Origin of the sequence: Bacillus sp. SIMBA_031 (assembly GCF_046535225.1) — a bacterium.
GTDB lineage: Bacteria > Bacillota > Bacilli > Bacillales > Bacillaceae > Bacillus > Bacillus velezensis.
Window position 1 is genome coordinate 1 of the sequence record NZ_JAWRXC010000397.1, and the last position, 259, is coordinate 259.

Consider the following 259-nt stretch of genomic DNA (forward strand, 5'->3'; position numbering starts at 1 on the left):
GCTTCCTCTGCTGGCCATCCTCGTTGCCGTAGTGGTTGAGGAAATGGCTCGTCCCAAAAAAGTCCGCCCGTGGTTGATCGGAGCACTGCTGGCGGCTCTTGTGGTCCAAAACGTCTGGTGGAGCGCGGATCCCGCGGCCCGGCTTGCTGTGCTGGCCGAGGGAAAGATGTCAGCGGATTCCACCACGAATTCCACCGCTGCCGCCCGCTGGCTCCACGAGCACTACCAATCCGGTGGCATCCTCATGGACGAGAGCGCG

1 protein-coding gene is annotated in these 259 nt (G+C 62.9%); it reads left to right on the forward strand.

The window, feature by feature from the left end; all coding sequences use genetic code 11:
• On the forward strand, window positions 1-259 hold a 259-nt coding region (locus SB724_RS20770; RefSeq protein ID WP_410572830.1), incomplete at both ends, for a hypothetical protein.